Here is a 23,264-nt window from a genome sequence, read left to right as displayed (position 1 = left end):
CCGGACGGGCTGAAATCAGCCCGTCCGGCGTTCGAGGACGACGGGGTTACTTGCGGACGGGAATCGACGTGAACGTCGGCGCCGGGCTCGGGTCGACGAAGAAGTCGTTGCCCTTGTCGTCGACGACGATGAACGCCGGGAAATCCTCCACCTCGATCTTCCAGACCGCCTCCATGCCGAGCTCCTCGTACTCGACGACCTCGACCTTCTTGATGCAGTCCTGCGCCAGCCGCGCCGCCGGGCCGCCGATCGAGCCGAGGTAGAAGCCGCCGTGCGTGCCGCACGCGTCGGTGACCTGCTTGCTGCGGTTGCCCTTGGCGAGCATGACCATGGAGCCGCCCGCCGCCTGGAACTGCTCGACGTAGGAGTCCATGCGGCCGGCGGTGGTCGGGCCGAAGGAGCCGGAGGCGTAGCCCTCGGGGGTCTTGGCGGGGCCCGCGTAGTAGACCGGGTGGTCCTTGAGGTACTGCGGCATCTCCTCGCCCGCGTCCAGCCGCTCCTTGATCTTCGCGTGGGCGATGTCACGCGCGACGACCAGCGGGCCGGTCAGCGACAGACGGGTCTTCACCGGGTACTTGGTGAGCTCGGCGAGGATCTCGTCCATCGGGCGGTTGAGGTCGACCTTGACGACGTCGCTGTCCGCGTCGAGGTGCTCGTCCGTGGTCTCCGGCAGGAAGCGCGCCGGGTCCGTCTCCAGCTGCTCCAGGAAGACGCCCTCGGCGGTGATCTTCGCGACGGCCTGGCGGTCGGCGGAGCAGGAGACCGCGATGGCCACCGGGCAGGACGCGCCGTGGCGCGGGAGGCGGACGACGCGGACGTCGTGGCAGAAGTACTTGCCGCCGAACTGCGCGCCGATGCCGATCTTCTGCGTCAGCTCGAAGACCTTCTCCTCCAGCTCCTTGTCACGGAAGCCGTGGCCCAGCGGGGAGCCCTCCTCCGGCAGCTCGTCGAGGTAGTGCGCGGAGGCGTACTTCGCGGTCTTCAGCGCGTACTCGGCCGACGTGCCGCCGACGACGATCGCCAGGTGGTACGGCGGGCAGGCGGCCGTGCCGAGCGAGCGGATCTTCTCCTCCAGGAACTTCATCATGCTCGCCTCGTTGAGCACGGCCTTCGTCTCCTGGAAGAGGAAGGACTTGTTGGCCGAGCCGCCGCCCTTGGCCATGAAGAGGAACTTGTAGGCGCCGCCGTCGGTCGCGTAGAGCTCGATCTGCGCGGGCAGGTTGGAGCCGGTGTTCTTCTCGTCCCACATCGTCACCGGGGCCATCTGCGAGTAGCGCAGATTGAGCTTGGTGTAGGCGTCGAAGATGCCGCGCGAGAGGGCCTCCTCGTCGCCGCCCTCGGTGAGGACGTTCTGGCCGCGCTTGCCCATGACGATCGCGGTGCCGGTGTCCTGGCACATCGGGAGGACGCCCGCGGCCGCGATGTTCGCGTTCTTCAGCAGGTCCAGGGCGACGAAGCGGTCGTTCGGGGAGGCCTCGGGGTCGTCGAGGATCTTGCGCAGCTGAGCCAGGTGGGCCGGGCGCAGATAGTGCGAGATGTCGTGCATGGCCTCGGCGGCGAGCTTGCGCAGCGCCTCCGGCTCGACCTTCAGGAACGTACGGCCGTCGGCCTCGAAGGTCGACACGCCCTCGGCGGTGACCAGACGGTACGGCGTGTTGTCCTCGCCCAGGGGCAGGAGGTCGGTGTAGGCGAACTCGGGGCCGGCAGACATCGCGGAGATTCCTCACTCACTCTGCGGAAAACGGTGGCTGGCGTCGTCGACAGCGCAATTCTCAGGGTAGGGGGCGGACGGCGCGGTGAGTTTGTGAGGTAAGGCTCAGTTCGTCGTGAGTGGGTGCCGCCGCGCACCACTGTCGCGATCTATCGCGTCTGCCTTACCCTGCTGTCCGTGGACGAGTCTTCCCCCGAGAACCGGGTGTCGCTGAGCAAGAGCGCCGGGAACGGCCCCGGGGCCGGCCCCGAGGGCGCGCCGCCCGCCGCGCTGCGCGCCTCCGACGCCGACCGTGACCGTATCGCCGAGATCCTCCGTGAGGCGCTGGCCGAGGGCCGGCTCACGGCCGAGGAGCACGCCGAGCGGGTCGGCGCGGCGTACGAGGCGAAGACGATCGGCGATCTGGAGCCGCTGGTGCGCGATCTGCCCGTCGGCGCGCGGCACACCGCGGCCCCCGCGCCCACGCGCCCGTACGACGCCTCCGTGCGCCCCGCCGTGGGCGAGGCGGACAGCCTGGTCGCCGTCTTCGCCGGCGCCACCCGCAAGGGGTCCTGGCGCCCCCGCCCGCGCACCAACGTCTTCGCGCTGTTCGGCGGGGTGGAGATCGACCTGACCGAGGCGGTCTTCGAGCAGCGGGAGATCGTCATCAACGTCAACTGTGTCTTCAGCGGTGTCGAGATCAAGGTCCCGGAGAACGTCTCCGTGCGCGGCACCGGCACCGGGGTCTTCGGTGCCTTCGATGTGAGGACGTCGGAGTCCCCGGACGCGGACGCCCCGGTCGTCGTGGTCACCGGCGTGGCGATCTTCGGCGGTGTCGAGGCGAAGACCAAGCGCGGAAAGCGGCTGAAGAACCTCCGGAAGTCCTTGGGGTGACCTCGGGGTGATCTCGGGGTGACCTCCGGTACGGGCGCTCCGCCGAGCCCGGCGGCGTCCGTACGTCATTCCGGTCATGGCAACGGTGTGAATAAGCTCGCGCACAGCGGGTAAAGCTTGGTGCATCGTCTCTCGTACGGCTGCGGGTGCGAATGGCCGTGCGCGTCGAGGCGGGCAAAGGTGACTCAATCGGCCAAGCAAAGCCGTCGTCAGGAGTAGACCGTGCTGCTACCGCATCAGCCCTTGCAGGAAGCCGCCGTTCCGTCCCAGCGGATTTCCGCCAGGGAACAGGCCGGCCCCTGGCATTCGGAGGCGGTGTGCCGCCGGGATGAGGCCGGGCTTTTCTTCGCACCATCAAAGGAGCCGACGGCCGCCCGCCTTTCCCGTGAAGAGGCCGCCAAACGCGTATGCGCCCGTTGCCCGGTCATGGTGGAGTGCCGGGAGCACGCGCTGCTCCAGCCGGAGCCTTATGGGGTGTGGGGCGGTCTCACCGCCGCCGAGCGCCGGGTCGTGCTGGCCCGCCGCCGGCGTCGTGAGGCCGAGCTCCAGCGCGCCACGCGCGTCGCGGCGGCGGGCTAGCCCGCCCCTCTCGCCACAACGGGCCGGGCCCCGCCCACTGGAGGCGGGGCCCGGCCCGTTGTGCGGCTGCCGGACGGGGAGGGACCGTCAGCTGGGGCGCTCGAAGTCGACCGAGCTGTAGGCGCGCAGCTTCGAGAGCCGGTGCTCGGAGTCGATCAGGCGGATCGTGCCCGACTTGGAGCGCATGACCAGCGACTGCGTCGTCGCCGTCTCGGCGCGGTAACGGACGCCGCGCAGCAGCTCGCCGTCGGTGATGCCGGTGGCGACGAAGAACACGTTCTCGCCGCTGACCAGGTCGTCGGTGTGGAGGACGCGGTCCAGGTCGTGGCCGGCGGCGAGGGCGCGCTCGCGCTCCTCGTCGTCCTTGGGCCACAGCTTGGCCTGGATGGTGCCGCCGAGGCACTTCATCGCACAGGCCGCGATGATGCCCTCCGGCGTGCCACCGACGCCCAGCAGCAGGTCGATGCCGGTGTTCTCGCGCGCGGCCATGATCGCGCCGGCCACGTCGCCGTCGGAGATGAACTTGATCCGGGCGCCCGCCTCGCGGATCTCCTTGACCAGGCCCTCGTGCCGGGGGCGGTCCAGGACGACGACGGTGACGTCCTCGACGGCGGAGCGCTTCGCCTTGGCGATCCGGCGGATGTTCACGGCGACCGGGGCGTCGATGTCGACGAAGTCGGCGGCCTCCGGGCCGGTGACGAGCTTGTCCATGTAGAAGACCGCGGACGGGTCGAACATGGTGCCGCGCTCGGCGACGGCCATCACGGAGACGGCGTTGGCCATGCCCTTGGCGGTGAGGGTGGTGCCGTCCACGGGGTCCACGGCGACGTCGCACTCGGCGCCGGTCCCGTCGCCCACGCGCTCGCCGTTGTAGAGCATCGGGGCGTTGTCCTTCTCGCCCTCGCCGATGACGACGACACCGTTCATGGAGACGGTGCCGATCAGCGAGCGCATGGCGCGTACGGCGGCGCCGTCCGCGCCGTTCTTGTCACCGCGGCCCACCCAGCGGCCCGAGGCCATGGCACCCGCCTCGGTGACCCGGACGAGCTCCAGCGCGAGGTTGCGGTCCGGGGCTTCCGGGCTGACCTCGAGCTGGGACGGCAGATGGTGATCGGACATCGGATGCGCACCTTTCTGTACGGCGGCGGCCGTAGGGCCCCTCCTTACCCCGATTGGGTCAGGAGGGTGAGGGTGATGATGACTTTATCTGCTGACTGCCAGATTGAGCAGAGGCCCCCACGCATGAGCGGCGTTAGGGGTGGCGTCAGGGGTGGTGTTTCCGGTGGGCGTCCAGGTCGCCGTCAAGATCCATCGTGGCATGTAGGACGATGGGGGCGTGGCAGGTAGGAACGGCAAGACGCAGACGACTCGGAACATGCTGCTCTCGATGGCGGTCGTGGTTCCCGTGGCGGGATTCAGCTATCTCTTCATCCCCCACGACGAGAACAAGGACCCCGTCCGGACGGTCGACTACCGGGTGGAGCTGGTCACCGCCCGGCGTGACGCGCCGTACGCGGTGGCCGCCCCCGAGGGGCTCGGCGCCGGCTGGCGCGCGACGTCCGTGTCGTACAAGGCGGGCGACAAGGACGGCTCGGCCTGGCACCTGGGCTTCCTCGACCCGCGGAAGCAGTACGTGGCGGTCGAGCAGAGCGACGCCCCGGCGGGCCCCTTCATCGACAACGTGAGCCAGCGCGCGGAGAAGACCCACGCCACGGAGAAGATCGGCGACAGCGTCTGGCAGCGCTACGAGGGGCCGAAGTACGACGCGCTCGTGCGCCGGGAGTCCGGGGTGACGACCGTGGTCACGGGGACCGCGGGCGCGGCGGGGCTGAAGGAGATGGCGGCGGCGCTCAAGGCTCCCGCCAAGGGTTAGCCGAATGTGGCGAACGCGACAGCCGCGGCCCTCGGGCCGCGGCTGTCGCGTTCGGCGTCGCGTCGACGTCAGACCGTCGTGACGGCCTGCTCGAAGGACAGGCGCGGCGAGCGCGGGTAGGAGGCGCCCTCGCCCGGCGTGCCGATGTTGACGACCATCAGCGGGGTGTGGTCGCCGTCCAGGAACTCCTTCTGGACAGCGGCGAAGTCGAGGCCGGTCATCGGGCCGGCGGCCAGGCCGGCGGCGCGGATGCCGAGGATGAAGTACGCGGCCTGGAGGGCGGCGTTCATCGCGGCCGACTGCTCACGGACCGGGCGCTCGCTGAAGAACACGTCCTTGGCCTGCGGGAAGGCCGGGAACAGCGTGGGCAGCTCCTCGTGGAACTCGTTGTCCGCGGCGAGGATCGCGACCAGCGGGGCGGCGGCCGTCTTGGGCTGGTTGCCCTCGGCCATCAGCGGCACGAGGCGGGCGCGGGCCTCCTCCGAGCGGACCAGCACGATGCGCAGCGGCGACTGGTTGAACGCGGTGGGGGCGAGCTTGATCAGGTCGTAGACGGCCTGGATCTGCTCGTCCGTGACGGGCTCGTCGGTGAAGGTGTTGGCCGTGTGGGCCTCGCGGAAGAGCAGGTCCTGGGCGGCGGCGTCGAGGGCGAGAGTCATGGGGGTGCACCTTCTCGGGGGTAGTGCGGGCTGGCGAAGTTGAATCTACAACTAGATGGGTGAAGGTTCAACTAAATCGAGGGCTGGTGAGAGCCGGCTCACAGATCCGAGAGGGTTGTGCGGTGGGCGGTCAGTCCTCGGCCGGGGGCTTCGTGGTCGTCGCCGCTTCCCCGGTCTCTTCCTCCGCCAGGGCCGCGTCCAGGCGCGCCCTGGCGCCCTCCAGCCAGCGTCGGCAGACCTTCGCCAGCGCCTCGCCCCGCTCCCACAGGGCCAGCGACTCCTCCAGCGTCGTGCCGCCCGCCTCCAGCCGGCGCACCACGTCGATCAGCTCGTCCCGCGCCTGCTCGTAGCCCAGCGCGTCCGTCGCGCCCGCGTCCGTTGCGTCCGTTGTCGTCGCCATGGCCCACAGCCTAGGCGGGCGGTGTGACAGCGGGCGCCGGTGCCACGGGCCGTACCGCGAACTCGCCCTCCGCGACCCGCGCCCGCAGCTCCTCCTCCGGCCCGACCTCCTCCGCCGTGCGCACGACCCGGCCGTCCTCGTGCTGGAGCACCGCGTAGCCGCGGCGCAGCGTCGCCGCCGGGGACAGGGCCACCACGCGCGCGTGGGTGTGCGTCAGCTCCGACGCCGCGCGGTCCAGCAGATGGCCCAGCGTGCGGCGGCCGCGCGCGGCGAGCGCGTCGATCTGCTCCGCCCGCTCGTCCACCATGCGGTGCGGGTGCTCCATGCAGGGCCGCGCCCGCGCGGCCGCCAGGCCCCGCTCCTCGCGGTCCAGCAGCGACTCGACGCAGCGCAGCGCGCGGTCGCGGAGGTGCCGGACGCGGGTGAGCTCCTCGCCCACGTCCGGGACGACCCGCTTCGCCGCGTCCGTGGGCGTCGACGCGCGCAGGTCGGCCACCAGGTCGAGGAGCGGGGTGTCCGGCTCGTGGCCGATCGCCGACACGACGGGGGTGCGGCAGGCGGCCACGGTGCGGACGAGCTGTTCGTCCGAGAAGGGGAGGAGGTCCTCGACGCTGCCGCCGCCGCGCGCCACGACGATCACGTCCACGTCGGGGTGGGCGTCCAGCTCCTGGACGGCCTCGATGACGCTCGGCACGGCGTGCACGCCCTGGACGGGGACGTTGCGCACCTCGAAGCGGACGGCCGGCCAGCGGTGGCGGGCGTTCTCCAGCACGTCGCGCTCGGCGGCGGAGGCTCGGCCGCAGACGAGACCGATGAGCTGGGGGAGGAAGGGGAGCGCGCGCTTGCGCTCGGCGGCGAAGAGGCCTTCGGCGGCGAGGGATTTCTTCAGCTGTTCGAGGCGGGCCAGCAGTTCGCCCACGCCCACCGGGCGGATCTCGGCGGCGCGGAGCGAGAGCTGGCCGCGGGGGGCGTACCACTCGGGCTTGGCGTGCACGACGACGCGGGCGCCCTCGGAGACGACGTCGGCGACGCGGTCGAAGACGGCGCGGTAGCAGGTGACGGAGAGGGAGACGTCGTGGGAGGGGTCGCGGAGGGTCAGGAACACGACGCCGGCGCCGGGGCGGCGGGAGAGCTGGGTGATCTGTCCTTCGACCCAGACGGCGCCGAGCCGGTCGATCCACCCGCCGATGAGGCGGGAGACCTCCCCGACGGGGATGGGTGCGTCGGGGGACGTTTGGGCGGCCATGCGGTCGAGCGTAGCGGTGGGGGGTGACAGGGGGCGTCCCGCCCGGTTCCGGTTGCCCCCGGGCGCGTTCGGCTGCCCGCCGGTGGGGGTGCTTGCGCCTTCGGCGCGGTTTCGCCCACCTGCCCGCCCGATTGCCCGGAACGGATTCCGCGGCTAAGGGGCGCGCGTTGAGGGGCACCCCCGGGTGGTGACGTGAGGGGGCGGGGTGGGGTGGATGGGCCCTGGTAGGGGCGTGAAGAGCTCTTCGCCGCTGGTGCCAAATTCCGGGTAACCAGCACCGCAGTACCAGGCACCGCGAAGAGGTCAGCCCCGTAAGGGCCCGTCCACCCCACCCCGTCCCCGCCCCGCCCCCTGGCCGGCCAGGACCAGCAGGCCCACCCCCAGCCAAACCGCCCCCACCAGCTGCGCGGCGGTCGCCGCCGTCACGATCACCGCGATCACGACGACCAGCCCCAGCAGGGGCACCACGAGGTGCCGGGCCAGGGCGACGCGTCCCGAGTCCCGTACGGACCACCCCATTACGGAAACGTGCAGCAAGCCGAACGCCACGAGCGCCCCCACGTCCACCACCGAAACCAGCCGGTCCAGCCCGTCCGCCCGCCGGGCCGCCCACACCGCCGCGAGCAGCGTCACCGACGCCGCGCCGAGGACGGCGAGCCGGGGCACGCCGGAGCCGCGGTCGACCTTCGCCAGGCGGCCCGGGAGGCGGCGGTCGCGGGCCATCGCGAAGAGGAGGCGGCCCGCCGCCGCCTGGCCCGCCAGCGCGGCGAAGGCCGCGCCGACCGCCTTGCTCGCCGCCACCAGGTGGTGCAGCCACAGGCCCGTCGCCGCGTCGACCGTGGCGTAGAACGCCGCGCCCTGGCGCGCCGGCCGTGCCGCCAGTTCCGCCGGGGAGAGGGGCGCGAGCAGGGCCGCCAGATAGCCCTGGAGGACGAAGAGGGTGCCCGCCACGACCAGACAGGTGATGACCGCCCGTGCCACCTTCGGCGAACCGCCCGCCGCCTCCTCCGCGAAGGAGGCGATCGCGTCGAAGCCCAGGTACGACAGGACCGCCACCGACACCGCCGACAGCACCGCCCCCGCGTCGAACCCGCCCTCGCCGGTGAAGGGGGTCAGCCAGCCCCGGCGGGGGCCGTCCTGGGTCAGGGCGATGACCGCCGTGACCACGAAGACCGCCAGCACCGCCAGCTCCATCGCCAGGACGACGAAGCCCACGGCCGCCGCCGCCCTGACCCCCCACAGGTTCAGGGCCGTCGTCACGGCCACCGCGATCGCCGTCCATATCCAGGCGGGCACGGATGGGACCAGGGCGTGCATCGCGATGCCCGAGAAGAGATAGGCGACCGCCGGGACCAGCAGGTAGTCCAGCATCGCCATCCAGCCCGCGATGAACCCCGGGCCCTCGCCGAGCCCCACGCGCGCGTACGTGTAGACCGAGCCCGCCTGCGGGGCGACGCGCACCATGACCGCGTACGAGTGGGCCGTGAAGGCCATCGCGACCGTCGCCACGACGTAGACCAGCGCCACCGCCCCGTGAGACTTCGCCGACAGCGTGCCGAAGACGCCCACCGGTGCCATGGGGGCGATGAACAGCAGGCCGTAGACCACGAGGTCGCGGAAGGTGAGGGTGCGGTGGAGCGTGCCCTCGTCGGCGAAGGGGGGAGGGGTGGCCATGGGGTCAGTATTCGGGCGCCCCGACCGGGCGGCGGCCGGGCCACGCCGGTGGGGGCGGGCCCTTACGATGGACCGCATGACAGCTACCCCCGCCCGCAAGGTTCTGCTCGCCGCCCCCCGTGGCTACTGCGCGGGCGTGGACCGTGCCGTGATCGCCGTCGAGAAGGCGCTGGAGCAGTACGGCGCCCCGGTCTATGTGCGGCACGAGATCGTGCACAACAAGTACGTGGTGAAGACCCTGGAGAAGAAGGGTGCGATCTTCGTCGACGAGACGGTCGAGGTGCCCGAGGGCAACATCGTCATCTTCTCCGCGCACGGCGTCGCCCCCGTGGTCCACGAGGAGGCCGAGCGCGGCAAGCTCGCCACCATCGACGCCACGTGCCCCCTGGTGACCAAGGTCCACAAGGAGGCCATCCGGTACGCCAAGGAGGACTACGACATCCTCCTCATCGGTCACGAGGGCCACGAGGAGGTCATCGGGACCAGCGGTGAGGCGCCGGATCACATCACGCTCGTCGACGGGCCCGAGGACGTGGCCAATGTCGAGGTGCGCGACGCCGACAAGGTCGTGTGGCTGTCGCAGACCACGCTTTCGGTCGACGAGACCATGGAGACGGTGGACGCCCTCAAGGGCCGGTTCCCGAATCTGCTGTCGCCGCCCAGCGACGACATCTGCTACGCCACGCAGAACCGCCAGATCGCCGTCAAGCAGATGGGCGCCGAGGCGGACCTGGTGATCGTGGTGGGGTCCAAGAACTCCTCGAACTCCGTGCGGCTGGTCGAGGTCGCCCTCGGCGCCGGCGCGCGGGACGCGCATCTGGTGGATTACGCCGAGGAGATCGACGAGGCCTGGCTGGAGGGCGTGAGCACGGTGGGGCTCACCTCCGGTGCCTCCGTTCCCGAGATCCTCGTCGAGGGTGTGCTGGAGTGGCTCGCCCAGCGCGGCTTCGAGGACGTCGAGACCGTGAAGGCCGCCGAGGAGTCCATCACCTTCTCCCTCCCCAAGGAGCTCCGCCGCGACCTGCGGGCCGAGGCCAAGGCGGCCGTCGAGGGGTGAACCACCCCGTCCACGCCTACGCTGCTGGGCATGGACGTATTCGGCGTGGACATCGGCGGATCGGGCATCAAGGGCGCACCGGTGGACCTGGCGCGCGGTGAGCTCTCGGAAGAGCGCTTCAAAGTGCTCACGCCGAAGCCGTCCACGCCGGACGCCGTCGCCGACCGCGTCCGGGAGGTGGTCCGCCACTTCGGGCTGTCGGTCGGGCCGGTCGGCGTGACCTTTCCCGGCGTGGTGGCCGCGGGGACGACCCGTACGGCCGCGAACGTCGACAAGAGCTGGATCGGCCAGGACGCCGCCGGCCTGCTCGGCGAGCGCGTCGGCGCGCCCGTGACCGTGCTCAACGACGCCGACGCCGCCGGGCTCGCGGAGATGGCCCACGGCGCGGGCCGGGGGCGTACGGGCACGGTGATCGTGCTGACCTTCGGCACGGGCATCGGCAGCGCGGTCTTCACCGGCGGGAGCCTGGTGCCCAATACCGAGCTCGGGCATCTGGAGCTGCAGGGGCACGACGCGGAGACGCGGGCGTCCACGCGGGTCAAGGAGGAAGAGGACCTCAGCTGGAGCCGCTGGGCCAAGCGGGTGAGCCGCTATCTCGCCCATGTGGAAATGCTCTTCTCGCCCGAGCTGTTCGTGATCGGCGGCGGTGTCAGCCGCAAGGCGGAGAAGTTCCTGCCGCTGCTGGAGGGCGTCAGCGCCGAGGTCGTGCCCGCTCAGCTCCAGAACAACGCGGGGATCGTGGGGGCCGCGATGGCCGCTGCCGCTGCCGGAGCCGTTCCCGCTGCCGCAGCCTGACCAGGAAGACCCGGCGGACGAGCGCGATCAGCGCGGCCAGCAGGGTGCCGGAGTAGAGCCAGGCCGCGTTCAGGGACAGCAGGGTCACCAGGCTCATCACCCGGCCGCCGAGGCCCCCCGTGCCGTCGCTCAGCGGCAGCGCCCCCACCGCGAAGGCGATGGGCACGCTGACGGGCGCGGTCATCAGCTCCGCCGGGCGTACCCACAGCGCGCAGGCCGCGCTGCCGAGCAGGAAGAACACGCCGTAGATCCGGGGCGAGCCGCCCACCAGCGCGTCCAGCCCGCCGATGGTGAGCATCCCCAGCGCCGTGAGCAGGCCACTGCCGAGCCCGGTCAGCCGGGCGGCCGGCAGGCGGTCCAGCGCGGAGGGGGAGCGCCCGGCGGCGGGCCCCCGCGCGGTGGCGCCCCGCCGCTGGCCGGGGGGCGCGGCGGGCCGGGGCACGGGGGAGCCGCGGCGGACCTTGCCCTGGGGGATGCGCGTGCTCGGTTGCTCCACGTGACCAAACTAGGCAGGCGGCCCCGGGGAATCCCGCGTTGGACACGCCGTTTGCGCCACCTTGGGCGTGTGTTCGAGGAATCCTCCGTCCGGGGCGGGTTCGCGGCACGGACCCGTAGACTGGTGGATCGGTCGCGTCACGGGGCGCGGAAGCCTTCACTACGGGAACAACGGGAAGTCGTCACGTGTCGCTCACGATCGGAATCGTCGGTCTGCCGAATGTCGGCAAGTCGACCCTGTTCAACGCCCTGACCAAGAACGACGTACTGGCGGCCAACTACCCGTTCGCCACCATCGAGCCCAACGTGGGCGTCGTCGGCGTCCCGGATGCGCGCCTCACCAAGCTCGCGGAGATCTTCGGCTCCCAGAAGATCCTCCCCGCCACCGTCGACTTCGTCGACATCGCCGGCATCGTGCGCGGCGCCTCGGAGGGCGAGGGCCTGGGCAACAAGTTCCTGGCGAACATCCGCGAGTCGGACGCGATCTGCCAGGTCATCCGCGCCTTCAAGGACGAGAACGTCGTCCACGTCGACGGCAAGGTCTCGCCGAAGGACGACATCGAGACCATCAACACCGAGCTGATCCTCGCCGACCTCCAGACCATCGAGAAGGTCCTGCCGCGCCTCCAGAGGGAGTCGCGGATCAAGAAGGACGTCGCCCCGAAGGTCGCGGCCGTCGAGGAGGTCAAGGAGATCCTGGAGAAGGGCGAGACGCTGTTCTCCGCCGGCATCGTCCAGGGCTCCGAGAAGGCGGAGATCCTCCACGATCTCCACCTCCTGACCACGAAGCCGTTCCTCTACGTCTTCAACGTCGACGAGGACGAGCTGACCGACGAGGCCTTCAAGGACGAGCAGCGCGCCCTGGTCGCCCCGGCCGAGGCCATCTTCCTCAACGCCAAGCTGGAGGCGGACCTCGCCGAGCTGGACGAGGAGGACGCCATGGAGCTCCTCCAGTCCGTCGGCGCCGAGGAGCCGGGCCTGGCCACGCTGGCCCGCGTCGGCTTCGACACCCTCGGCCTCCAGACCTATCTGACGGCCGGCCCCAAGGAATCCCGCGCCTGGACCATCAAGAAGGGCGCCACGGCCCCCGAGGCGGCCGGTGTCATCCACACCGACTTCCAGAAGGGCTTCATCAAGGCCGAGGTCATCTCCTTCGCGGACCTCGTCGCCACCGGCTCCGTCGCCGAGGCCCGCGCCGCCGGCAAGGCCCGCATGGAGGGCAAGGAGTATGTGATGGCGGACGGCGACGTCGTGGAGTTCCGCTTCAACGTCTGAGCGGATGAAATAACACCACGTCGATGACGTGGCAAATGTGCAGGTCAGAAGGGGTCGGGCTCTATCGAGTCCGACCCCTTCGTCGTCACCGTGCTGGATGGGTGCTGGATATTCTGACGTGGGGTCAGCGGAAATCAGGTCTCGTAGACAGTGGACCGGTGTCCCACGTGAACGACCCAGACCACCAGCTCTCCGTTGTCGATCGTGTAGACGACGCGGTAGTCGCCGACTCGCAGACGGCGTCGCTCGGGCTGGGACACGAGTGCGGTGGTGTTGAGGCCGAGAGGGTCGGTTTCCAGCTCGGTCAGCTTGGCCAGGATGCGCAGCGCCATGTCGCGAGGGATCTTCCGAAGCTCGGCTTGCGCCTCAGGGCGGACGACGGTTCGGTACTCACTCACCGCGCGCCAGCGTCTCCTTCATGACGTCCTCGATCGGGATGCCGGGGGCTGGGTTGGCCATGCGCTCGTCGATGATCCGGTTGATCTCGCGCTCTTCCCACTCCTGGTACTTGCGCAGCACCTCGATGGAGACGACAGCAGCGACCTCCTTGCCTCGGCGCGTGATGACCGTGGGCACGTCGTCGCGGTCCGCACGCTCCACGACTTCCGCCAGGTGGGCGCGCACGTCGCGGATGGACTCTATGGGCAACGGCTGCGTCATGCGCTCAAGCGTACCGAGTGTGCCATGTGTACACCACTCCCGTGGTGCTGGATGTGCTGGATGAACCCGCACCGTGCTGGATGGGTGCTGGATGGCCACGTCCAGGTTCATAAGGAGCGGTCGTCATGAGCAGATCCGGCTCCGGCCGGTTGCGCTGGTCAAGACGGATCGTCATTTCCCGTTCGATCTCGAAACCGGCGGGCGCGATCGCCATGAGTGTGGTGGTGAGCGAAGTGACGAGGCGGCCGTGCCAGGACCGCTGGGGCGAGTGCGGTCATGGCTTCACGGTAGCGACTCGACGAGGCCGGGGGCGGCCCCTTGTCGCTATGCGGCGGTGATCTGCCGCCAGATCGTCGCCGCGGTCGCCAGCTGCATGATCAGGAAGGCGATCTGTCCGGAGAGGCCGTGCACCTGGTAGATCGACGCCAGCAGGCCGAGGCGCTTCGTCCAGTAGGGCCGTTCACGGCTGAACGTGTCGGTGTCCATCCACATGCTCGTCAGGGTCAGCACCATGAGCATCAGGACGACGCTGAGGAGGGACAGGCCCAGCGTCTTGCGATCGATGCCGCGGCTGAAGGCGGCGACCACGCAGATGGGGATGAGCCAGGCGATGAACAGGCTCAGAGCCCGCATCGGGCCGCGCTCTCCGGGCAGTACGCGCCACAAGGCCCCCAGGACCAGCCCCGCGCCGGCGAAGGAGATCTCCTGTGCCAGGAACCTCCAGACCACATCCGGAACACCCGTGGCCGAGTCGAGCATCAGCGCCCAGTGACCGGGGTCGTAGGCGTTCTCGTACCAGACGGTGACCATGCTCGGGAGGACGCCGAAGACGGCGGCCCAGCGCGCGGCATTGAGGGCGTTGCGCCACCAGCGCCGGTGTGGTCCCCAGCTGAGGGCGACGTCGACCACGGACACGGGGTCCGGCAGGCAGTCGCGGCTGCATGTGGCCGGCTGCCAGTGGTGCAATTTGCCGAGCTGATTCTCCAGTGTTCGTCTTGTGGTTTCCTGCGCATGCCCGTGATCGACGAGATGCAGCCGGTGGAGCAGATCACGGCAGCGGCGGGCTTTGCCCATCAGTCGCCGGTGCCCGGCCGCGGTGCCCAGCTCCGCTGCGACGTGACTCTCCTGGTCCGTCGCGAGCTGTTTCTTCGCCTTATGGGTCCCTGCCTTTCGGTCCACTCGGCCCAGCACCGACCATCTACGCCCTGCCTTCACCAGAGCGTAGAGCGCGAGCATGTTCAGAGGCAGCCAGAGGCCGTACAGTTTCCCCGCGCTTCCCGCGAACTGGGGCACTCGCAATGCGACGACGGCGAAGATGGCGGCCACCAGCAGAAGATCCCATCCCTTCGGTCCGAGGGACGTGACTCCGGAACCGGCCCGGTGGCTGAGATGGAGCAACGCGACGAGCGCGATTCCCGTCAGCACCGATGTGTGGCTGTACGCCCACAGGGGGCTGGGGCCGAAGGACGGGAAATTCGCCAGCTGCTGTCCCAAGATGCCCATGTGGTCATTGCCGAAGAGTGAATCGGCTTCCCCAAGCCAGTCGGCACGTCTCCATCTGGATTCGAATGACAGTACGTGGCAGGTCACCACCAGGGCCGCGACCACGGCGAGTGCGGCCCCGGTCGCCGTGACACGGCGGAGGTGATGGCCGGGTGCGTTCCGCCCCTTTCCGGCCGAGGAACCGCCGAGCTTTCCTTCCCGTGCGAAACGCCAGCCCCATGCGGCCATCGCGGTAAACCACAGCCACACCATGGACATTTCCAGCAGGGCCAACCCGGCGATCCCCAGGAGCGAAGGCGGGGCTGTCGGCGTGAGATTCCACGAGAGGGCGAAGAGCTGCGGAGACACGATCACCAGCAGGCCGATCGCCGCGGCTGTGCAGGCGACGACGACCACCGTGTGTCTCGTCAGCTCCTTCTTGCTGTCGTCGGAGCGCTTCACGAGGGGAAGCCATGGTCGTGCGAGGAGGACGAGAGCAAGTCCCGATGAGATTCCGGTGAAGGCTCGCCAACGGCTTGTGGTGGGGTAGAGCTGGAGCAGCAGAACCAACGTCAGGGCAAGGGCCGCACTCAGCCCGGCCCACTGCAGAGCCGTGTTGGCCAGAGTCTTGGCAGCGGCCTTCGCGGTGCGGCCGGCGGCTGCTTTGTCGCTGTCGGTGCTCTTCTTGAAGGGCCATGCCGACAGGGCGATCAAGGCCGAGCCGAAGACCCACCAGGAAGTGACGCCCAGATACGCGATCCAGGGATCGCGGCGGCTCAGTACCTGGGCGACTTTCCGTGGTGGCACGATCGAGGCCTCGGTGTCCGGCTTGGGTGTGGTCCATACCCGGCTGGCCTCGTTCGCGCTCCGCGCTCCGGGAGCGTCGTTGATCTCCAGGCCGCCCGGGTCGATCTCGACCGTCTTCCGGGTGGCTCCGCGCAGGGCGTCCGGTGAGTGGAGGGCGGCTTTCCAGTCCTGGTCCGGTTTGGCGTCGATCGTCCAGGGACCCACTTCGAACTCGCCGGCGCTGTCGATCAGGTTCCATGACTCGTACCGCACCGCGACCACGTCCTTCTGCTCGGTCGCCTCGGAAACGGCGCGCCACTCCGGATGCCACTCGGCGAACTTCGCCGCCGGATTCCTCTTCTCGCGCAGGAGGCAGCGCATGGCGTTCCGGTACTTGGGGCTGTTCGTGCTGAGCGTCAGGTCGTTCGCGAGGGCCCACTGACGTGCCGGGATGTCGATGCTCGTCACCTGCCGCACTTCGACGAAGCCGATGTGGTGCTGGTCGAAGGTGAGCCTGTAATGAAGACCGACGTTCTCGGGCTGCCGGATGGCCGGGCAGCCGGTCGCTTCGGTGGCCTGTGCCTGTGCCTGCATCTGCGCCGGTTGCGCCGCCCACCACGCGAAGGCCGCGACGGCGAGTACGGCCCACCGCCACCTCGGGCGGGCCGTTTCGGCAGTGATGACCGGGAGCATCGCAAGATCACCGTAAGTGGCCGTATGTACCCCCGCAACGGGAGGGAGGGTTTGCGCATAGTTGCGGAAATGCCGCGGGTGAGTGCTCTCCGCATGTGCCCGAAGGTCTCAACTCAGCCTCGCTGAGCTGGACTTCGCTACTTCCTGTGAATCTATGGGTTAAGGTTGCGGATCGCAACCTACGGTTGCCAAGCTGTTGCGGACTGTCAACCCCTTGGGAGTGGACGTGGCCTTCGGTGACCAGCCCGCATACCTTCGAGTCGCCGGTGATCTGCGGCAGAAAATCGTCGCCGGCGAGCTGCCGCCGCACACCCGGCTCCCCTCCCAGGCGCGCATCCGGGAGCAGTACGGCGTCTCCGACACCGTCGCCCTGGAGGCCCGCAAGGTCCTGATGGCCGAGGGTCTGGTCGAGGGCCGCTCCGGCTCCGGTACGTACGTCCGCGAGCAGCCCGTCTCGCGCCCCGTGGTGCGTACGGGGTACCGGGCGGCCGGGGAGTCCACGCCGTTCCGGCAGGAGCAGGGCGACGACCGGATCAAGGGCACCTGGGAGTCCCGCAGCGAGCAGGTCGCGGCCGAGCCGAGAATCGCCCGGCGGCTGCGGATCGGCCCCGGTGACCGTGTGATGCGCACGGACTACCTCTTCCGCTCCGGGGGCGAGCCGTGCATGCTCTCGGCCTCCTGGGAGCCCCTGGCCATCACCGGGCGCACCCCGGTGATGCTGCCCGAGGAGGGGCCGCTGGCGGGGCGGGGGGTGGTGGAGCGGATGGCTGCCATCGACGTCGTCGTGGACAACGTCACCGAGGAGGTCAGCGCGCGCCCCGGGCTGGCCGGGGAGACGCTCGCCCTCGGCGGGGTGCCCGGCCACTGTGTGGTGGTCGTCTCGCGGACGTACTTCGCGGGTGGCTGTCCCGTCGAGACGGCCGACGTCGTGATGCTCGCCGAGCGGTACCGGGTCGCCTACCACCTGCCGGTGAAGTAGGCGTGAACGGCGCGTCAAGCATTTCCCTGCTGACTCCCGAGTCAGTTCATGATCTTGGAAAACCCTGACCCCCGGACCGTACCGACCGGTAGGAACTACCCCCTATGTCCAGGTTGGCCCCGATTTGAAATAGGGGCTTCCGATGTTGCAAAACTCACATAGGCCCAGGTCAGGGCCTTTTGGCAGAACCAACTCGGCCAAATCGCTCGTACGATGGCGCGGTTTGTGTCCTGCCATGGGGGTTAGAAAGAAAAGGAGATCCGGGGTTTGAGCACCGAACAGGGTTCCCACTCGAATTACCGCCGGACCCTCGGCACGACGGCGCTGACCGCCGTCGGCCTCGGGTCGATCATCGGCTCCGGCTGGCTGTTCGGTGCCGAGCGCGCAGCCGTGCTCGCCGGGCCGGCCGCCATCTTCGCCTGGGTCATCGGCGCCGTCGTGGCGCTGACCATCGCCCTCACCTACACCGAGCTCGGCTCGATGTTCCCCAAGGCGGGCGGCATGGTGCGGTACGGGCAGTTCTCGCACGGCTCGCTGGCCGGCTACATGGCCGCCTGGGCCAACTGGATCGCGATCGTCTCCGTGATCCCGGGTGAGGCCACCGCCTCGATCCAGTACATGAGCTCGTGGAAGTTCGGCTGGGCCGAGCACCTCTTCGACGGCAAGGAGCTCACCGGCACCGGCCTCGCGGCCGCCAGCGTCCTGGTGGTCTTCTACTTCTTCCTGAACTGGTTCGCGATCACCCTGTTCGCCAAGACGAACAACGCGATCACCGTGTTCAAGGTCGTCGTGCCGGTGCTCACCGCGGGCGCCCTGGTCTTCGCCCACTTCGACACCAGCAACGTCGGCTCCGCCCACGGCGGCTTCGCCCCCAACGGCTGGAGCGCCGTCTTCAGCGCCGTCGCCGTCGCGGGCATCGTCTGGGCCTTCAACGGCTTCCAGTCGCCGCTGAACATGGCCGCCGAGGCCCGTAACCCCGGCAAGTCGCTGCCGAAGGCCGTCATCGGCTCCATCCTGATCGCGCTGGTCATCTACATCGCGCTCCAGGTCGCCTTCCTGATGGCCGTCCCGGCCGCCGACCTCTCCGGTGGCTGGAACACGCTGGCCTACAAGTCCCCGCTGGCGGACCTCTCCATCACCTGGGGCCTGAACTGGCTCGCCCTGCTGCTCTACGCGGACGCCTTCATCTCCCCGTCGGGCACCGGCATGATCTACGCGGCCACCACCTCGCGCATGATCAACGGCGTCCAGGAGAACGGCCACCTGCCGAAGGTCTTCGGCAAGGTCGACCCCAAGACCGGTGTCCCGAAGCCGGCCCTGCTGCTCAACCTCGCGATCTCCTTCGTCTTCCTGGCCGTCTTCCGCGGCTGGGGCTCGATCGCCGAGATCGTCGGTGTCGCCACCGTCATCTCGTACATCACCGGCCCCGTCGCCGTGATGTCGCTGCGCCGCATCGCCCCGGACATGAAGCGCCCGGTCAAGCTGAAGGCCATGCCGGTCATCGCCCCCATCGCGATGATCTTCGGCTCGCTGGTCATGTACTGGGCCCGCTGGCCGCTGACGGGCAAGGTCATCTTCATCATGGCCATCGGTCTGCCGATCTGGGCCTGGTACGAGCTGCGCAAGCCGTGGGCCGAGCTCAAGCCGCACCTGAAGGCCGGCTCCTGGATGGTGGCCTACCTGCTCGTCATGGCGTTCGTCTCGTGGGCCGGCGGCAGCGAGTTCGGCGGCAAGGGTTACCTGGCCCCGGGCTGGGACATCGTCGTGGTTGTCCTGATCGCGCTGGCCTTCTACATGTGGGGCGTGCGCAGCGCGTGGCGCAACCCGACCCTTGAGCAGGTCGAGAAGGAAATCATGGAGGCCGAGGCGGCCGAGGCTCCCGAGGAGCCGGAGCTCGCCAAGGTCAAGTAACCCTCACGGGTGGCCGAATGCGTACCTCTTCGTGAAAACCCGTATCCGGTGCGTAAAGGTCGGGCGTAGGCTCGGGCATATGCGTACTGCGGTTTCTTCGGGAACCCCCGGAGGAGTCACCGAAGGGCGTGCGCCGGTGCGCGCGGGGACGGGAGGGCAGGAGCGATGACTGACACCGGACCGGTCCTGCCCTGGCTGGTGATCCGCCAGGACGAGAACGGCAACCGCTACCGTGTCGGCCGCTACGCCACCAGAACGGAAGCGGAGCGCGTCGCCGACCGGCTCGACATGGAGGGCGACCGAAGGCTCTACGTCGTCGAACGGGTCGGCCACACGGTCACCTAGGCCCTGGGCCCATGGCCTCCCGGACGCCGGGTGGTACTGAGAGATCAGTACCACCCGGCGTCTACGCTTTACCCCCATGACGACGGTGCGCGTGGTGGTGGCTGGAGCGGTGTTTCACCAGGGGCGGCTGCTGGCCGCGCGGCGCAGCGCCCCGCCCGAGCTGGCCGGCCGCTGGGAGCTGCCGGGCGGCAAGCTGGAGCCCGGCGAGAGCGCCCCTGAGGCGCTCGTACGGGAGCTCCGCGAGGAACTCGGCATCGAGGCCGAGCCGGTCGACCGCATCGCCGGAGAATGGCCCCTGAAGCCCGGCTACGTCCTCCAGGTGTGGACGGCCCGGCTGCTGGCCGGCGAGCCCCGCCCCCTGGAGGACCACGACGAGCTGCGCTGGCTCGCCCCCGACGGCGTCGACGAGGTCGACTGGCTGGAGCAGGACCGTCCCGCCGTCGCCGAGGCCGCGGCCCGGCTGCGCGCCGGGGCGGACGCGTAAGCGCTACGCCGAATGCGGCAACCGGTGCCCATGGACCGGGGTGAAGAAGATAGCCCGACCCCTATACCGGGTATGTGCTGATTATTGGCCCCAAAGGGGGACATGCCGGAGCAGTCTGGGAAGTGGTCGGCGTGGGCGACAGCACGGGGACCGTGGCGCATACGCCCGGTTTCGCCGAGTGGAGCTTTCCCGCCGACGCCGCGGCCGTGCGCACCGCGCGCACGCTGGTGCGCGACACCCTGCGCGAATGGGGCCTGGACTCCGTCACCGATGTGACGGTCCTCCTGGTCAGCGAGCTCGTCACCAACTCCCTGCGCTACGCCAGCGGCCCCATCGGGGTGCGCATGTACTCCCACGCGGGACCCACCCTTCTGGTGGAAGTCTCCGACCCGCTGCCCGACCTGCCCCGCGAACGCGTCGCCGAACCGGACGACGAGGGCGGCCGCGGACTCCAGCTCGTCGCCCTGGCCTCCCGGCGCTGGGGCACCCGCCCGGGAAACACCGGGAAGACGGTGTGGTTCGAGCTGACCCTGCCTGGTTAGTAACCCGGTGGGAAGACATAGCGGGTTGAGACCGTGCTGTGATCGTGAAGTCCGTGTTCCGAAGGCCCCCTGTGCTGGATACTCGGCCTTCTGATGCCGGTGCGAGCACGAGAGCCGGAGGGGACGGGCACGTGAGCGAAAAGCCAGCGGGTACGGCGGGCAGGCCAGAGAGCAGGGACGCCACGGCGATGTGGCAGAACAGTCCGCCCGGCTCCCTGTACGACCACATCCGCGTGGCGTCGTTCTCCCTCGGCCCGGACGGCCGGATCGACCAGTGGAGCGAGCGGGCCGCCGAGCTCTTCGGAATAGGTGCCCGGCAGGCCGTCGGCCGGGACCCCCTGGAGATCCTGGCCCCCGTGGCGGACGGCCGGCGCGGGCGGCACCCCGCCGCGCCCTTCCTCACCGAGGGCGGCCTCGACGGCCGGGCCTGGACGGGCCTGGTGCCCTACCAGCGGGACGGCGACCGCCAGGAAGGCCTCGCCGAGATCTATGTGATGCCCAGTGAGAACGGCCGGGGCGACCGTGCCGCGCTCTGCGTCGCCGTCGACGTCCGGGCGCTGCGCGGAATAGAGACGGACATCGCCGCCTCCGAAGCCGTTTTCGGCCAATCTCCGCTCGGCTTCTTCTTCTTCGGCACGGACCTGAGGCTGCTGCGCGTCAACGAGAGTTTCGCCCAGACTTTCGGCCGCCCCTCCGCCTGGCACCGCGGCCGCACCCCCCACGACTTCCTGCCCCGCACCGAGGCCGACCGGCTCACCGCCGCGCTCCGCCAGGTCCTCGACACCGGCAAACCGGTGGCGGACGTCCAGCTCGTCGGCCCCGTGCCCGGCCACAACGAACGCCGCCGCTGGTCCGTCTCGCTCTACCGGCTGCACAGCGGCAGCGGCCGCCCCATCGGGGTCGCCGCGATCGCCACCGATGTCACCGGACGGCGCCGCGCCGAGCGCGAGGCCGCCGGCGTCCGCCGCAACCTGGCCCTCCTCAACGAGGCCGGCGCCCGCATCGGCAACTCCCTCGACCTGGAGAAGACCGCCCGCGAGCTCCTCGACGTGGCCGTCCCCCAGTTCTGCGACCTGGCCTCCGTCGACCTCTACCAGGGCCTGCTCGTCGGCGACGAAGCCCCGCCGGGCCTCGCCGACGGCAGCGCCGAGCTACGCCGCGTGGCCTACTCCAGCGCCGTCTCCGGGGCGCCCGTCACCGGGTCCGGCCCCAAGCCCGTCCAGGTCGGCGAGGTCCACCGCTACGCGTTCCACTCGCCGTGCGCCCAGGCCCTGCGCACCGCCCACGTCCAGGTGGTGCCCGGCCGCGAGAGCGAGGACGGCGACGGGGGGCTCGGCGCCGTCGTGCAGTCCACCCTCGCCGTGCCGATGGTCGCCCGGGACGCGGTGCTGGGCATCGCCCAGTTCTCCCGTACGAAGGGCAGCGAGCCCTTCGGCGAACGGGACACGGCCCTCGCCGTCGAGCTCGCCGCCCGCGCGGCCGTCTGCATCGACAACGCCCGCCTCTACCGCCGCGAGCACGAGCGCGCCCTGATCCTCCAGCGCAGCCTGCTGCCCCCCGGCGACCCGGAGGCCGCCGGCGTCGAGATCGCCTGCCGCTATCTGCCCGGCAACGCCGCCACCGAGGTCGGCGGCGACTGGTTCGACGTCATCGAGCTGCCCGGGCACCGCACGGCCCTCGTCGTCGGCGACGTCATGGGCCGCGGGCTGCGGGCCGCCGTCGCCATGGGCGAGCTGCGCACGGCCGTCCGCACCCTGGCCATGCTCGACCTGGAGCCGGCCGAGGTGCTCTCCGCGCTCGACGAGATCGCCCACGGCCTCGGCCGCCCCGGCGGCAAGCAGTCCGCCTCGCGCGGCGTGCGCGGCAGCGTCCGTCCCGCCGACCTCTCCGAGGTCTACCTCGCGACGTGCGTCTACGCCGTCTACGACCCGGTCACCCGGCGCTGCACGGTCGCCAACGCCGGCCATCTGCCACCGGTCCTCGTCGAGGCCGGCGAGCCCGCGATGCTCCTGGAGGTGCCGCCCGGCATGCCGCTGGGCGTGGGCGGCGAGCCCTTCGAGGAGACCGAGATCGAGCTCCCGGACGGGGCGCTGCTCGCCCTCTACACCGACGGCCTCGTCGAGTCCCGCGACCACCCCCTCGACGAGGGCCTCCACGCCTTCCGCGAGGCCCTGTCCGACCCCGAGCGGCCCCTGGAGGACGTCTGCGACCACGTCCTCAGCGCCCTGGACACCCACCACGGCGAGGACGACATCGCCCTGCTGATGGCCCGGCTGCGTGGCCTGCGCCCCGGCTGCGTCGGCGACTGGACCCTCCCGCCCGAGCCCCGCTCGGTCGCCCGCGCCCGGGAGCTCGCCCGCCGGCAGCTGGAGGGCTGGGAGCTGGGCGATCTGGTCGACACCACGGAACTGCTGGTCAGCGAGCTGGTCACCAACGCCCTGCGGTACGGCGAGGGCGAGATCCGGCTGCGGCTGTTGCTGGACCGGACGCTGGTCTGCGAGGTCTGGGACAGCGGGCATGTCCAGCCGCGGCGGCGGCGGGCGCGGGACACGGACGAGGGGGGGAGGGGGTTGCAGCTCGTCGGCTTGCTCAGCGCGGCTTGGGGCAGCCGGCGGATCCCGCACGGCAAGACGGTGTGGTTCGAGCTCGGCCTCCCGGACGGGGACTCGCCGGCGCCCGACGCGGTCGAGGCCTTGCTGAGCCTGTACTGACCCCACGCCGGACGGGCTGGAATTCAGCCCGTCC

The 23,264-nt window shown here is 70.4% G+C and carries 22 protein-coding genes and 1 pseudogene; 12 read left to right on the top strand and 11 right to left on the bottom strand.

The features are described from left to right. Nucleotides 1-46 precede the first annotated feature (46 nt). Nucleotides 47-1,711 carry a fumarate hydratase gene (locus tag AB0E98_RS21785; RefSeq protein ID WP_361705015.1) on the bottom strand — a complete coding sequence of 555 codons (1,665 nt, stop codon included), beginning with the start codon at nucleotides 1,709-1,711 and terminating at the stop codon, nucleotides 47-49. 210 nt (nucleotides 1,712-1,921) lie between these two features. Here AB0E98_RS21785 and AB0E98_RS21780 point away from each other — a divergent pair, with 210 nt between their 5' ends. Beyond that, nucleotides 1,922-2,584 carry a DUF1707 domain-containing protein gene (locus AB0E98_RS21780; protein WP_361705291.1) on the top strand — a complete coding sequence of 221 codons (663 nt, stop codon included), beginning with the start codon at nucleotides 1,922-1,924 and terminating at the stop codon, nucleotides 2,582-2,584. 222 nt (nucleotides 2,585-2,806) lie between these two features. Beyond that, on the top strand, nucleotides 2,807-3,163 hold the full coding sequence (locus AB0E98_RS21775; RefSeq protein WP_126915815.1) for a WhiB family transcriptional regulator: 357 nt from the start codon (nucleotides 2,807-2,809) through the stop codon (nucleotides 3,161-3,163). A gap of 87 nt (nucleotides 3,164-3,250) precedes the next feature. Here AB0E98_RS21775 and glpX read toward each other — a convergent pair whose 3' ends face one another. Beyond that, nucleotides 3,251-4,282: a class II fructose-bisphosphatase gene (gene glpX / locus AB0E98_RS21770; RefSeq protein WP_311613896.1), complete on the bottom strand. Its 1,032-nt coding sequence runs from the start codon at nucleotides 4,280-4,282 to the stop codon at nucleotides 3,251-3,253. 217 nt (nucleotides 4,283-4,499) lie between these two features. On the opposite strand from glpX, the gene AB0E98_RS21765 reads away from it, so the two are divergent. Further along, nucleotides 4,500-5,036, top strand: a complete 537-nt coding sequence (locus tag AB0E98_RS21765) for a DUF4245 domain-containing protein (RefSeq protein ID WP_361705013.1) — start codon at nucleotides 4,500-4,502, stop codon at nucleotides 5,034-5,036. Between the two features lie 68 nt (nucleotides 5,037-5,104). Here the strand turns inward: AB0E98_RS21765 and AB0E98_RS21760 are convergent, their stop codons facing one another. The 4 genes from AB0E98_RS21760 to AB0E98_RS21745 form a co-directional block, all read right to left on the bottom strand. Then, nucleotides 5,105-5,695, bottom strand: a complete 591-nt coding sequence (locus AB0E98_RS21760; RefSeq protein WP_361705012.1) for a malonic semialdehyde reductase — start codon at nucleotides 5,693-5,695, stop codon at nucleotides 5,105-5,107. Between the two features lie 130 nt (nucleotides 5,696-5,825). Then, nucleotides 5,826-6,095, bottom strand: coding sequence for an exodeoxyribonuclease VII small subunit (locus AB0E98_RS21755; protein WP_361705009.1), 270 nt, complete (start codon nucleotides 6,093-6,095; stop codon nucleotides 5,826-5,828). Nucleotides 6,096-6,105: 10 nt separating this feature from the next. Continuing rightward, complete coding sequence (gene xseA, locus AB0E98_RS21750; protein WP_361705008.1) at nucleotides 6,106-7,341, bottom strand: exodeoxyribonuclease VII large subunit; 1,236 nt, start codon at nucleotides 7,339-7,341, stop codon at nucleotides 6,106-6,108. A 303-nt stretch (nucleotides 7,342-7,644) separates the two neighbouring features. Further along, nucleotides 7,645-9,015: an APC family permease gene (locus tag AB0E98_RS21745; protein ID WP_361705006.1), complete on the bottom strand. Its 1,371-nt coding sequence runs from the start codon at nucleotides 9,013-9,015 to the stop codon at nucleotides 7,645-7,647. 76 nt (nucleotides 9,016-9,091) lie between these two features. On the opposite strand from AB0E98_RS21745, the gene AB0E98_RS21740 reads away from it, so the two are divergent. Then, nucleotides 9,092-10,072 (top strand): 4-hydroxy-3-methylbut-2-enyl diphosphate reductase, encoded by a 981-nt coding sequence (locus AB0E98_RS21740; protein WP_361705004.1) that lies wholly within the window; start codon nucleotides 9,092-9,094, stop codon nucleotides 10,070-10,072. Nucleotides 10,073-10,102: 30 nt separating this feature from the next. After that, on the top strand, nucleotides 10,103-10,867 hold the full coding sequence (gene ppgK, locus AB0E98_RS21735; RefSeq protein ID WP_361705002.1) for a polyphosphate--glucose phosphotransferase: 765 nt from the start codon (nucleotides 10,103-10,105) through the stop codon (nucleotides 10,865-10,867). Here ppgK and AB0E98_RS21730 read toward each other — a convergent pair. After that, complete coding sequence (locus AB0E98_RS21730) at nucleotides 10,764-11,363, bottom strand: DUF6542 domain-containing protein (protein WP_311616063.1); 600 nt, start codon at nucleotides 11,361-11,363, stop codon at nucleotides 10,764-10,766. The genes ppgK and AB0E98_RS21730 overlap by 104 nt on opposite strands. Before the next feature lie 185 nt (nucleotides 11,364-11,548). Here AB0E98_RS21730 and ychF point away from each other — a divergent pair, with 185 nt between their 5' ends. Beyond that, a complete protein-coding gene (gene ychF / locus AB0E98_RS21725; protein WP_361704999.1) occupies nucleotides 11,549-12,637 on the top strand; it encodes a redox-regulated ATPase YchF in 1,089 nt (362 codons plus the stop codon). A gap of 134 nt (nucleotides 12,638-12,771) precedes the next feature. Here ychF and AB0E98_RS21720 read toward each other — a convergent pair whose 3' ends face one another. The 4 genes and pseudogenes from AB0E98_RS21720 to AB0E98_RS21705 all read right to left on the bottom strand — a co-directional run bounded on the left by AB0E98_RS21720 (nucleotide 12,772) and on the right by AB0E98_RS21705 (nucleotide 16,258). Beyond that, nucleotides 12,772-13,035: a type II toxin-antitoxin system RelE/ParE family toxin gene (locus AB0E98_RS21720; RefSeq protein WP_361704997.1), complete on the bottom strand. Its 264-nt coding sequence runs from the start codon at nucleotides 13,033-13,035 to the stop codon at nucleotides 12,772-12,774. Next, complete coding sequence (locus AB0E98_RS21715; RefSeq protein ID WP_361704995.1) at nucleotides 13,028-13,297, bottom strand: type II toxin-antitoxin system Phd/YefM family antitoxin; 270 nt, start codon at nucleotides 13,295-13,297, stop codon at nucleotides 13,028-13,030. The genes AB0E98_RS21720 and AB0E98_RS21715 overlap by 8 nt, the downstream gene beginning before the upstream one ends. A gap of 103 nt (nucleotides 13,298-13,400) precedes the next feature. Continuing rightward, nucleotides 13,401-13,565 (bottom strand): annotated as a pseudogene (locus AB0E98_RS21710) (Uma2 family endonuclease); the annotation flags it as partial. 56 nt (nucleotides 13,566-13,621) lie between these two features. After that, entirely contained in the window at nucleotides 13,622-16,258 is a 2,637-nt protein-coding gene (locus AB0E98_RS21705) for a DUF6185 family protein (protein WP_361704992.1), read from the bottom strand. A 226-nt stretch (nucleotides 16,259-16,484) separates the two neighbouring features. Here AB0E98_RS21705 and AB0E98_RS21700 point away from each other — a divergent pair, with 226 nt between their 5' ends. From AB0E98_RS21700 to AB0E98_RS21675, 6 genes are all read left to right on the top strand, one after another. Continuing rightward, nucleotides 16,485-17,237 (top strand): GntR family transcriptional regulator, encoded by a 753-nt coding sequence (locus tag AB0E98_RS21700; protein WP_361705288.1) that lies wholly within the window; start codon nucleotides 16,485-16,487, stop codon nucleotides 17,235-17,237. Nucleotides 17,238-17,504: 267 nt separating this feature from the next. Further along, nucleotides 17,505-19,148: an APC family permease gene (locus AB0E98_RS21695; RefSeq protein WP_361704989.1), complete on the top strand. Its 1,644-nt coding sequence runs from the start codon at nucleotides 17,505-17,507 to the stop codon at nucleotides 19,146-19,148. 165 nt (nucleotides 19,149-19,313) lie between these two features. Further along, entirely contained in the window at nucleotides 19,314-19,493 is a 180-nt protein-coding gene (locus tag AB0E98_RS21690; protein ID WP_311616074.1) for an SPOR domain-containing protein, read from the top strand. A gap of 76 nt (nucleotides 19,494-19,569) precedes the next feature. Then, nucleotides 19,570-19,977, top strand: a complete 408-nt coding sequence (locus AB0E98_RS21685; RefSeq protein WP_361704986.1) for a (deoxy)nucleoside triphosphate pyrophosphohydrolase — start codon at nucleotides 19,570-19,572, stop codon at nucleotides 19,975-19,977. A 122-nt stretch (nucleotides 19,978-20,099) separates the two neighbouring features. Further along, nucleotides 20,100-20,519 (top strand): ATP-binding protein, encoded by a 420-nt coding sequence (locus AB0E98_RS21680; protein WP_361704983.1) that lies wholly within the window; start codon nucleotides 20,100-20,102, stop codon nucleotides 20,517-20,519. Between the two features lie 188 nt (nucleotides 20,520-20,707). Beyond that, complete coding sequence (locus AB0E98_RS21675) at nucleotides 20,708-23,230, top strand: SpoIIE family protein phosphatase (protein WP_361705285.1); 2,523 nt, start codon at nucleotides 20,708-20,710, stop codon at nucleotides 23,228-23,230. The last annotated feature ends 34 nt before the right edge of the window (nucleotides 23,231-23,264 follow it).

Source organism: Streptomyces sp. NPDC037389, from assembly GCF_040636475.1.
Lineage (GTDB): Bacteria > Actinomycetota > Actinomycetes > Streptomycetales > Streptomycetaceae > Streptomyces > Streptomyces hesseae.
This window is presented reverse-complemented; position numbering and strand designations above follow the sequence as displayed.

Excerpts from the sequence above, each read along its gene's own strand:
- AB0E98_RS21705 (WP_361704992.1), bottom strand. The coding sequence starts at position 16,258 with ATGCTCCCGGTCATCACTGCCGAAACGGCCCGCCCGAGGTGGCGGTGG.
- xseA (WP_361705008.1), bottom strand. The coding sequence starts at position 7,341 with ATGGCCGCCCAAACGTCCCCCGACGCACCCATCCCCGTCGGGGAGGTC.
- AB0E98_RS21675 (WP_361705285.1), top strand. The coding sequence starts at position 20,708 with ATGTGGCAGAACAGTCCGCCCGGCTCCCTGTACGACCACATCCGCGTG.
- AB0E98_RS21760 (WP_361705012.1), bottom strand. The coding sequence starts at position 5,695 with ATGACTCTCGCCCTCGACGCCGCCGCCCAGGACCTGCTCTTCCGCGAG.
- AB0E98_RS21690 (WP_311616074.1), top strand. The coding sequence starts at position 19,314 with ATGACTGACACCGGACCGGTCCTGCCCTGGCTGGTGATCCGCCAGGAC.
- ppgK (WP_361705002.1), top strand. The coding sequence starts at position 10,103 with ATGGACGTATTCGGCGTGGACATCGGCGGATCGGGCATCAAGGGCGCA.
- AB0E98_RS21740 (WP_361705004.1), top strand. The coding sequence starts at position 9,092 with ATGACAGCTACCCCCGCCCGCAAGGTTCTGCTCGCCGCCCCCCGTGGC.
- AB0E98_RS21715 (WP_361704995.1), bottom strand. The coding sequence starts at position 13,297 with ATGACGCAGCCGTTGCCCATAGAGTCCATCCGCGACGTGCGCGCCCAC.
- AB0E98_RS21755 (WP_361705009.1), bottom strand. The coding sequence starts at position 6,095 with ATGGCGACGACAACGGACGCAACGGACGCGGGCGCGACGGACGCGCTG.
- glpX (WP_311613896.1), bottom strand. The coding sequence starts at position 4,282 with ATGTCCGATCACCATCTGCCGTCCCAGCTCGAGGTCAGCCCGGAAGCC.
- AB0E98_RS21745 (WP_361705006.1), bottom strand. The coding sequence starts at position 9,015 with ATGGCCACCCCTCCCCCCTTCGCCGACGAGGGCACGCTCCACCGCACC.
- AB0E98_RS21685 (WP_361704986.1), top strand. The coding sequence starts at position 19,570 with ATGACGACGGTGCGCGTGGTGGTGGCTGGAGCGGTGTTTCACCAGGGG.
- AB0E98_RS21785 (WP_361705015.1), bottom strand. The coding sequence starts at position 1,711 with ATGTCTGCCGGCCCCGAGTTCGCCTACACCGACCTCCTGCCCCTGGGC.